We start from the raw sequence: 8,417 nt of genomic DNA on the forward strand, positions 1-8,417 counted from the left end.
GAAGACTTCCGCCCTACGAAAGCCCCCTCTCCGTCCGCTTCGCGGACACCTCTCCCGCGCCTTTGGCGGGGGCGAGGAAAGGCTCCTACAATTCGATTCAAATACCACCGCCCATCTTTGCTCCCCGGTAAAGCGACTCGGCGATGGTCGCGCCGTGGCGGGCAACAAGGAGAAGCTAATGAAAAGCGACTTTGCCGCCGCCCACCTGCACCTCGACCGGGCGTGCCATTACCTGCGTGGCGACGATGAGACGAGCCGCGCGGCGCTTGCGGCGCTCGACCTTGTGATCGATGCAGTGGCGGCGGCCCAGCATGCCAGGCCGATGGCCGAGGTGCTGCCCTTTCCGCGGCGCGCGAATGGCGGTCTTCCACCGCTTGCCTCCTGACTTATCCGCCTGAAAAGGCGGGAACATTCTGGCCGGCCGCACGTTACGATGATCGGGGTGTGGCCGGCTGTTCTTAACGTCAGAATGCGGCCGGCCGTGACGGCGGGAGGCGCATGGCAAAGAATGTCCCAGACGAAGGCCGCAAAATCCACCGACGCGGCTAGGGCGCCGAAATTTACCGAGGCAGCTGCGCCGGCAAAATCAACAGAGGTGGCTGCGCCGCCGCGAGCTTCCGACACGCTGGCGCTGAAACTCAGTTCCTCCGAGTTCACCTCGACGCTATCGCATTTCCACCGCGCCGAGATCGCGCGCATGGCCGGCTGGCGCGACCGGCTAGACCGCACCAGCAACTGGTCGATCACCGTGGTGGCGGCGATGCTGTCGGTGTCGCTGTCGACGCCGAGCGCGCATCACGGCGTGCTGCTCTTCGCCATGCTCCTGATCACGCTGCTGTTGTGGATCGAGGCGCGGCGCTACCGCTTCTTCGATGTCTACCGCGCCCGGGTGCGCCAGTTCGAGCGCTACTATTTCGCGCAGGTCTTCTCGCCGCAGCCCGACTATGCTTCCAATTGGCTGGCGATCCTGGGCGAAGGCCTGCGCTCGCCGCGTTTCCTGATCACGCAGCGCGCGGCGCTGATCCGTCGGCTACGCCGCAACTACATCTTCATGTACACGATCTTGATGCTTGCCTGGATCCTGAAGATCACCACGCCGAGCCTGCAGCGCGAAGGTTCGCCCATCGGCTTCAGCGCCTCGCTGATCGATACGTTCCGGGTGGCGACGCTGGGGCCCATCCCGGGCGTCGTTGTCGTGTGCGGCGTCGTGGTCTGCTACCTCGCGATGCTTGCCGCCGCGTTCCTGATACATGCCGACGACGGCGAGCTGTCCTTCGGCGATGTGCATGTGTGATTTGAGTGAGTAAGGGAGTAGGGGAGTAGGGGAGTAGGGGAGTAGTAAGAATATCAGGTCGTTCGCACGCGGCAACTTCCCTCTCCTATTCCCCTATTCCCCTACTCCCCTACTCCCCTACTCCCCTACTGCCTTTCAGTTCAACGACAGCGCCGTCCGGAACTCCTTCGTGGTGTTGCGGGCGGGATAGGGCTCGTCCGGCACGGGAATGCCGAGATGGGCGCAAAGCGGCCCCCAGCCGTCGCCGAGCTTGTGGACCAGAAGGCGCTCCGCCGGCACGGTGTTCAGCACCGCCTCGACATTGGCCTCGTAGACGGCGATCGCATGCGCGCGATCCTGCGGGCGGCCGCCGAAGACCTGCTGCGCGACAAGGGCGACGCCCAGCGCGTCCTGGTCCTTGCTGTCGGCAATGGCCGGCAGGACGGTCTTCTGAAAACTCTCCCACCAGCTTTCGGGCGAGCGCCAGGTGAGGATGACGCGCGCCTGTCGATAGGTTTCGATCAGCTCGCGCCAGTAATGCGCCGACGGCCAGTCGACGCAGGATTTGTAGCCGGCAAAAAGCCTGTCCCAGTCGGGCGCGGCGCCCTTGGCCAGCGCCCGCCAGAGCCGCTTCTGCTGCGCATGCGCCATCACTTCCGACATATGATGGCAAGGGCCGAAGCCAAGCATGGTCAGCGCCTCGCGCATCGAATCCGTGCCGGTCCGGCCGAAGCCGGTTCCGATCACCCTGAGCGACATTTTCCCCTCCTCTGCGTTTGCCCTCGTCAAGCGGCCGCGGTCAACCTCCCTGAACCAGGAGCCGCAAGCTATTGCCTTCCGGATCGGCGGTCGAAATCACGCCGCCATCCTTTTTCGCCGGCACATTAGCCGCTTCGAGCCTGCGCTCCACGGCGGCAAGCTCCTCCGCCGAGCCAAGCTCGACGGTGAAATGGTCGAGGCCGGCGGCATTCGGCGGCGGCTCGCGCAGCTCGTCGCGCGCCCATACGTTGAAGGCGATCATATGCGCGCGGCGCTGGGTGCCGCAGTCGAACAGGCCGAAGGTCCGGGACTGGATATGCGGCCGGAAGCCGAGCACGCCGAGATAGAATTCCATCAGCGTCTCGGGCGAACGGGCGCGCAGATGGATGTGGCCGATGAAGGCGTCCCGCGCCATCCTCGGCTCGACATGGCCCGAATTGCCGAGATCGCGCAGCAAACCCGAGACGTCCAGCGGCTCCAGCCCGGAATGCGCGCTGCCGTCGACAGCGATCAGCGACACGCGGCCGTCGGGCAACACTTCGCGCCGCAGGAAGCGCTCCGGCGTGTCGAAGCATATCTCGATGCCGTTGCCGGACAGGTCGGAGACGTAGAGCGATTCCGAAACAAGGTGGTCCTGGGCGCTGTATCGCAAGCCCGACGCCTTGAGTCGGGCGGCCGTGTGCGCGAGGTCGCGGCGGGTCGTAACGTGGATGGCGACATGGAAGAGATCGCGCGACTTCTGCGGCAGGGCGACTTCCGCGCCGGCATGGAGCACGATCAGCGCCCGGGCACCGGCGCCGAGCTCCGCCTGAGCGGCGTCCTCGCCGACCAGTGCCAGCCCGAGCGTGCCGCGCCAGACGGTCAAGGCCGCCGGAATGTCGGTCACCCTGAGATGGACCGACCCGAGACGAGTGGCTTGAGACAGCAATCCTTCGTCCATCGTTGCCTGTCCGATTGCGGTCGGCGAATATATTAGCTCTGAATGATATTTGTGTCTCGCGGCAAGTTCGGGTTGACCCCTCCGCGGAGCGCGGCGACTATCGCTGCAGACTTTTCCTGGAATTGCTTTGAGCAGGAGGAATTCGCATGGACGACACCGACCACTGGCGCAACATGGCGAGCGCGCCGCGGGACGGCAGCCGCATCCTGGTGACGGTGCGCTCCTCCGAGCAGGGACCGGCCGAGGTCGACATGGCCTACTGGTCGCGCGCCGACCAGTTCGGCGAGGAAGGGTGGCGGGCGTCGGACTCCTCGCCCGGCCGCGTGGTCGAATATGCCGAGCCGGAGCTCAGATGCTGGATGCCGTTGCCGACGGCAGGGCGCGGCTCGATGCCGAGCCCTTGGGAGGGGGATGACGTGCCGCTGGTGGATGGAGACGGGATTTAGGGTGAATAAGTCTTGAAGCCCGCCGTCGATTGGAAGGACGGCTTTCAAAGCCGAAGCGACGAGGGGGATTCTCGCCCGGCACACCGGCGAGAAAGCGCTGCGCGGACCGACGCCACCAAGGCAAGAGGCCGGCGCGCGAGCGTTGGTAGGCTGATCCTGGGAGCAGCGGTAAGCCGTTGAGCTAGCTGCCGCTCCAGGTAGAGCGCCTGGGCGATGTCGTGACGAAAGATTGCAGGTGAGTTGCCTTGGCGCCGGTAGAAACCGTCATCTTGCCGGAAGGGCCAGTCGGTCGGGCTGAAGGGCAGCATTGAGGTTCTCCCGCGTTTCAGGTCCGACCAACTCTCCGGCGCGACCGTGATGAAGCTGGACAAAGCAGCGTGATCGAAACGTGAAAAAGACCGCTTGGGACAGATAACGGTTGAATTAGCAGGGGCTAAGCGAAAGAATTGCCCGTAACCGTGGCCGGGGCGGAACTCAATGATAGGGCCTCATCTGTATCTTCTGGGCGGGTTTGACCTCGTCGGTACTGGCGCGACGGCTCCAACATTCAGCCGCAAGGCGCGGGCACTGATGGCCTATCTCGCCCTGCAAGCCGGACAGGCACAGTCGCGCGAGAAGCTGGCCGCCCTGCTCTGGAGCCTGAATGGCGAAACTCAGGCCCGGATGAGCCTCCGGCAAGCCGTTTCGGCCGTCCGAAAGGCCATGCACAACTGCGGCAGCGGACGATTTCTGACAGACGGCGCCGGTGTCGCCCTTCACCTCGACGATTTCGATTTCGACGTCGCCCGGTTCGAGATGTTGGCGGCAAGCTCTTCGCCCGAAGACCTCGAGCAGGCGCTTGCCGTCTACCGAGGCGACCTGCTCGACGGTCTCGGCCTGAAAGAGGAGCCGTTCGAGGACTGGCTGCGGGTCGAGCGTGAGCGCCTGAGGACGATCGCGGTTGCGGCACTGGACAGGCTGGTGGCGCATTACAGCGCAGCGAACGACCACTCGTCCTGCGCGCGCACGGCTGCGCGACTGCTCGTCATGGAGCCTCTGCGCGAAGATATCCACCGGGCCTTGATGAGGGCCTATGCCGCCCAGGGCCGGATCAACCTTGCCCTTAAGCAGTATGAGCTCTGCCGTGAGGCGCTGGAGAGAGATCTCGGGCTTCCGGCAGAACTGGAAACGCGCCAACTGTACGAGGCGCTAAGGGCACGCCGGATGAGCTCATCGCCCCACTCGAAGCGTCCGGCCGCGGTCTCCGAGCCGGCGGCCGGTTCCGAGGCAAATGCCAGCGGGAGCCTTTCCGGCAGCGAGCCGATGCCACCGCCCACGCACTACGTCAAATCGGCAGGAACCAACATCGCCTATCAGGTGACCGGCGAAGGGCCGATTGACCTCATATACGTGCCGGGCTGGGTCTCCAATCTCGACCTTGCCTGGGGCTCGCCGCGCTTCGCGCATGTGCTCAAGCGGCTCGGCACCTTCTCGCGCCTGATCCGATTCGACAAACGCGGCACCGGTCTATCCGACCGCAATGTCGGCCTGCCGACGCTGGAAGAGCGCATGGAGGATGTGCGTGCGGTGCTGGACGCGGTCGGCTCCAGCCGAGCGGTGCTGTTCGGCAGCTCGGAGGGCGGGCCGATGTGCATGCTTTTCGCCGCCACCTATCCCGAGCGCACGTCCGCGCTGGTGCTTAACGGAGCCTACGCCAAGGGCACGTGGTCAAAAGAGTATCCCTGGGCCAGAACCGTTGCGCAGGTGGACGACGACGTGGCCGCAGTCGAGAGGCAATGGGGCAAGCCCGCCGACATGAGCAACGCAGCGCCCAGCCTGACCGAAAACATGGTCGAACGCGAGTGGTTTGCCGCCTATCTCAGGAATTCGGCCTCGCCCGCCGATGCAATCGCGCTCTGGCGCTGGGGTACCGAAGTCGACGTTCGCGACATCCTGCCCGCGATCCGCGTCCCGACGCTGATCGTGCAGAGGACGGGCGACCGTTGGGTACGTCCAGAGGAGGGACGTTACTTGGCAACGCGCATCCAGGGCGCCAGATACGTCGAGCTGGCCGGCAGGGACCACGTGATCTGGGGCGAAGATTGCGACCGCCTGGTTGACGAGATACGAAGCTTTGTCACCTGCGCCGGATCGACATCCCGAAAGACCGTCTCCGCGCTCACCGGATGAGCGCTGGCATGTCGTCGACAGAACCACTCATTTCCCCACCCATGGGGGAGATTGGCGGTCGCGATGCACGCGATAGATCTGGCTGTGGCAGATTCGCGACCACCTTGCCCGGCCGCCGCTGCATCTTCGCCATCAGCAGCCCGGCCATGCGGCCGGCGGCGTAATTGTCGATGCCGACATAGGTGCTTGCCGTGCCGGAGATCTTGGTGACGATCTGCACCGTCGGGATTTTGTCGCCCTCGAGCTTGCGGAGCGCCGCGCTCACCAGCGGATGGTCGGGCGCGGCGAGGATGAGGGCCGCGCGGCGCATCTCCGGTTCGAGGATGCGTTTTGCGATCGCCGCCGGGTTCGCCTCGTCGAGGAAAGTGCGGTGGACTGCGATCGAGCGGTCCAGCGTCGCGGCGATGCGCTCAAAGGCGCGCGAGAGCCTGGCGAAGAAGGTCGTGTCGGGCCTGACCAGGATCACCTCGATACGGATGACGCCGCGATGCGCCTCGGGAAGCCGGCGCGGATAATCGAGCGAGTGCGCCGCCGCCACCACTTTCTCGACCGTCTGCGGACGCACCCCGCCCCTGCCGTTCAGCACGCGCTCGACTGTCGCCGTACCGACGCCGGCGCGGCGTGCGACTTCGAGGAAGGTGGGCTTTGGAATGGGCGGGCTCCTGGACGGCGGGCAAGGAGCGGAGCCTACCCCTTCTCCCCTTGCGGGAGAAGGTGGATCGGCGCGCAGCGCCGTGACGGATGAGGGGTGTTCCAGCGGAGTGAGACGCTGGCGTTCCCTGGAACACCCCTCATCCGGCCGCTTCGCGGCCACCTTCTCCCACAAGGGGAGAAGGTGGAGCCTAGTTCTCAGAACAAAAACGCCGCCGTGGCCGGGTCAGGTCCGGTACGCCCGTCGGCGGAATCCATGCCGCGAATGGTCTGCATATCTTCGCCGTCCAGCTCGAAATCGAAGACGTCGAAATTACCGGCGATGCGATCCTGGTGGATCGACTTCGGGATGACGACCAGCCCCTCCTGCAGGTGCCAGCGGATGATCACCTGGGCCACCGACTTGCCGTGCTTCCTGGCGATCTTCTCCAAAGTCGGATCGGCGAGCAGCCGGCCGCTGCCCAGCGGGCTCCAGCTCTCAATGTGGATGTTGTGCTGCTTGTGGAAATCGCGCTTGTCGCGCTGCTGGAAGCGCGGGTGCAATTCGATCTGGTTGACGACCGGCGTCACGCCGGTCTCGCCGATGATGCGCTCAAGATGGTCCTGGTTGAAGTTCGAGACACCGACGGACTTGATGCGGCCGGCTTGCTTGAGCTCGACCAGCGTCTTCCAGGCCTCGACATATCTGTTCTGGCTGGGCACCGGCCAGTGGATGAGAAAGAGGTCGATCCGGTCGATGCCGAGCTTCTGCATCGTATCGTCGAAGGCGCGGAGCGCGGCGTCGCGCTGGTGGCCGCCATTGCGCAGCTTGGAGGTGATGAACAGGTCGGACCGCGGCACGCCGGCGGCTCGGATCGCCTCGCCGACGCCTTCCTCATTGCGATAACCCTCGGCGGTGTCGATCAGCCGGTAGCCGGCCTCCATGCCCCAGCGAACGACCTTGGCCGTGATATCGGGATCGACCTGCCACACGCCGAGCCCGATCTGAGGAATGGTTGAGCCGTCGTTCAAAGTCAGCTGTTCAGGCATAGGTGGTTCCTTCTGCACGGTGGTTGGCCCCCGCCCTATCTAGGCTGCGCGTTTCGCAATGCGAGAGGATGGCGGAGAAATCCGCCTCTTGCGTTGTGGGAGAAGGAGGATCGGCGCGCAGCGCCGGTGCTGGACGGGTCAGACCTACGATCCTGAAGTGCCGGTCGTGAGACGCCGGCGGGACGGCCCTCCGTCCTGCCGAACATCTTCCCAAGGCGGGAGGTACGCGCTGCCTCGCGCCCGCGCTACTATAGATCTCGCATGCCGAATCGACCGCATCCTCTCCAATTCTTACCCGAAACCTAAGCCTTTTGGAGAACTCGTTCCCCTATATGAAAAATACTAAAGTAAATTCTCTGAAAGGTGCGGTGTATTAACATGGAAACCGAAAGCACAAAGCGCTCGAAGCGGATGCCCGACAGTCTGGTTTCAGAAGTAGAGGCGCGCCGCGATTTTCTCAAGAAGGCTGGTCGCTTCGCCGCGGTGACGCCGCCGTCCATAACACTTCTGCTCGGGACAAGCTTAAGCTCTGCGGCGATCGCCAAATCGGGCGGATCACGTCCGGGCAATTCTGGCGGATCAACCCCGGGCAATGGAGGGGGAGGCAAGCTCTTCCACCCTCGCCCTCGCGGCCTTAATTTCGATCATGCCGGTGGCGACAACTATGGCGGCGGGTCCCACGGGAGCTCTAGGTCGGGCGATCCCAACTAGCAGGCACACCGGTCCGCACTGCGCGCCATGGAGGTGATGAACAAGTCGGACCGCGGCACGCCGGCGGCTCGGATCGCGTCGCCGACGCCTTCCTCATTGCGATAACCCTCGGCGGTGTCGATCAGCCGGTAGCCGGCCTCGATGCCAAGCTGGCGGTGTTGCAAGGAGCCATTCTGGACGGCCGCATCTTACGGCTGGCGTCACGGCATGGATTCTAGGGTCTGCGCGCGTCGCTTCGCTCCTTGCTCCGCCCTAGAATGACGAGCGCGAGAGGCTCGCCCCCTCTGTCCTGCCGGACATCTCCCCCACGAGGGCAGGGGAATCGCATATGGCTTTTTGGGACTTGAAGTTGGGCTAGGAAGAGATTCTTTGGGCAGGCAGTCGAACTGAGGAGAGACTGCCATTTCGAGCCTAGAGAGCTATTTCGGCGCGCTGCCCG

The 8,417-nt window shown here is 64.5% G+C and carries 9 protein-coding genes; 4 read left to right on the forward strand and 5 right to left on the reverse strand.

The window, feature by feature from the left end; translation table 11 throughout:
• Positions 1–178 precede the first annotated feature (178 nt).
• Both RFM98_RS09240 and RFM98_RS09245 read left to right on the forward strand, forming a co-directional pair.
• Entirely contained in the window at positions 179–385 is a 207-nt protein-coding gene (locus RFM98_RS09240) for a hypothetical protein (protein WP_027165858.1), read from the forward strand.
• A gap of 123 nt (positions 386–508) precedes the next feature.
• Complete coding sequence (locus RFM98_RS09245; RefSeq protein WP_320217388.1) at positions 509–1,294, forward strand: DUF2270 domain-containing protein; 786 nt, start codon at positions 509–511, stop codon at positions 1,292–1,294.
• Between the two features lie 135 nt (positions 1,295–1,429).
• On the opposite strand, the gene RFM98_RS09250 is transcribed toward RFM98_RS09245, so the two are convergent.
• Together RFM98_RS09250 and RFM98_RS09255 are read right to left on the reverse strand one after the other, a co-directional pair.
• Entirely contained in the window at positions 1,430–2,032 is a 603-nt protein-coding gene (locus tag RFM98_RS09250; protein ID WP_320308567.1) for a sulfotransferase family protein, read from the reverse strand.
• Between the two features lie 40 nt (positions 2,033–2,072).
• Entirely contained in the window at positions 2,073–2,972 is a 900-nt protein-coding gene (locus tag RFM98_RS09255) for a VOC family protein (protein WP_320308568.1), read from the reverse strand.
• 146 nt (positions 2,973–3,118) lie between these two features.
• Here RFM98_RS09255 and RFM98_RS09260 point away from each other — a divergent pair, with 146 nt between their 5' ends.
• Together RFM98_RS09260 and RFM98_RS09265 are read left to right on the forward strand one after the other, a co-directional pair.
• Positions 3,119–3,418, forward strand: coding sequence for a hypothetical protein (locus tag RFM98_RS09260; RefSeq protein WP_320308569.1), 300 nt, complete (start codon positions 3,119–3,121; stop codon positions 3,416–3,418).
• 570 nt (positions 3,419–3,988) lie between these two features.
• Entirely contained in the window at positions 3,989–5,587 is a 1,599-nt protein-coding gene (locus RFM98_RS09265) for a bifunctional AfsR/SARP family transcriptional regulator/alpha/beta hydrolase (RefSeq protein WP_320308570.1), read from the forward strand.
• Here the strand turns inward: RFM98_RS09265 and RFM98_RS09270 are convergent.
• The 3 genes from RFM98_RS09270 to RFM98_RS09285 all read right to left on the reverse strand — a co-directional run bounded on the left by RFM98_RS09270 (position 5,577) and on the right by RFM98_RS09285 (position 8,142).
• Positions 5,577–6,401 carry a LacI family DNA-binding transcriptional regulator gene (locus RFM98_RS09270; protein ID WP_320308571.1) on the reverse strand — a complete coding sequence of 275 codons (825 nt, stop codon included), beginning with the start codon at positions 6,399–6,401 and terminating at the stop codon, positions 5,577–5,579. The genes RFM98_RS09265 and RFM98_RS09270 overlap by 11 nt on opposite strands.
• A 35-nt stretch (positions 6,402–6,436) precedes the next feature.
• Positions 6,437–7,267 (reverse strand): aldo/keto reductase, encoded by an 831-nt coding sequence (locus tag RFM98_RS09275; protein WP_320308572.1) that lies wholly within the window; start codon positions 7,265–7,267, stop codon positions 6,437–6,439.
• Positions 7,268–7,974: 707 nt separating this feature from the next.
• Positions 7,975–8,142: an aldo/keto reductase gene (locus tag RFM98_RS09285; protein WP_430682275.1), complete on the reverse strand. Its 168-nt coding sequence runs from the start codon at positions 8,140–8,142 to the stop codon at positions 7,975–7,977.
• Positions 8,143–8,417 lie beyond the last annotated feature (275 nt).

It is taken from the genome of Mesorhizobium australafricanum (assembly GCF_033977265.1).
GTDB classification, from domain to species: Bacteria; Pseudomonadota; Alphaproteobacteria; order Rhizobiales; family Rhizobiaceae; genus Mesorhizobium; species Mesorhizobium australafricanum.

Excerpts from the sequence above, each read along its gene's own strand:
- RFM98_RS09240 (WP_027165858.1), top strand. The coding sequence starts at position 179 with ATGAAAAGCGACTTTGCCGCCGCCCACCTGCACCTCGACCGGGCGTGC.
- RFM98_RS09245 (WP_320217388.1), top strand. The coding sequence starts at position 509 with ATGTCCCAGACGAAGGCCGCAAAATCCACCGACGCGGCTAGGGCGCCG.
- RFM98_RS09250 (WP_320308567.1), bottom strand. The coding sequence starts at position 2,032 with ATGTCGCTCAGGGTGATCGGAACCGGCTTCGGCCGGACCGGCACGGAT.
- RFM98_RS09255 (WP_320308568.1), bottom strand. The coding sequence starts at position 2,972 with ATGGACGAAGGATTGCTGTCTCAAGCCACTCGTCTCGGGTCGGTCCAT.
- RFM98_RS09260 (WP_320308569.1), top strand. The coding sequence starts at position 3,119 with ATGGACGACACCGACCACTGGCGCAACATGGCGAGCGCGCCGCGGGAC.
- RFM98_RS09265 (WP_320308570.1), top strand. The coding sequence starts at position 3,989 with ATGGCCTATCTCGCCCTGCAAGCCGGACAGGCACAGTCGCGCGAGAAG.
- RFM98_RS09275 (WP_320308572.1), bottom strand. The coding sequence starts at position 7,267 with ATGCCTGAACAGCTGACTTTGAACGACGGCTCAACCATTCCTCAGATC.